The organism is Leptotrichia sp. OH3620_COT-345 (genome assembly GCF_003932895.1).
Taxonomy (GTDB): Bacteria; Fusobacteriota; Fusobacteriia; order Fusobacteriales; family Leptotrichiaceae; genus Pseudoleptotrichia.
In genome coordinates this window covers 1-503 of record NZ_RQYW01000113.1, presented here as the reverse complement: position 1 = coordinate 503, position 503 = coordinate 1, and the positions used below count along the sequence as shown (strand labels likewise).

Sequence of the window (503 nt, the reverse complement as noted above, 5' to 3'; positions counted from 1 at the left end):
TCTGTCCGTATTGTAATTTACCAGTTTTGCATTTGTACATGATATCATTAACGCTCCCAGTCCTAATCCTATTAACACCTTTTTCATATTCTTATCACATCATATAACTTATTATTATATGCTCCCTTCTCTAAATTTTAAATTTTAAATTCCGCTTTCCCGGATTTTACAACTTCTTTTCAAAGCCCTCTTTTAACTTTTCTTTCTGATTTTCAAAATATGATTACTGTAATTTATTCTGAATCCCTTCAAGTCTTTGTTCCATTTTTTCAAGTGCTTCATTTGTCTTATGGAATGTTTCTATATTGCCGTTTATTTCTTCCACCCTTTTCTTTATTCTTTGCACTTCCACATTCATCTTTTCACTTTCCGTCATATTTTTCTGTCTTGCCTTCATCGCTTTTGCTTCAGCTTTCTTTTTCATCTGAGCATCTTTTTTCATCTTCATTTCTTCCGCTTTTTTACTTTGTGATTCTCTTTTTATCTCTGCCGCTCTCTTCTGT

At 32.2% G+C, this 503-nt stretch carries 1 pseudogene; it reads right to left on the bottom strand.

Annotation, left to right across the window (positions count from 1 at the left end):
• Positions 1 to 223 precede the first annotated feature (223 nt).
• Positions 224 to 503 (bottom strand): annotated as a pseudogene (locus EII29_RS12350) (hypothetical protein); the annotation flags it as partial.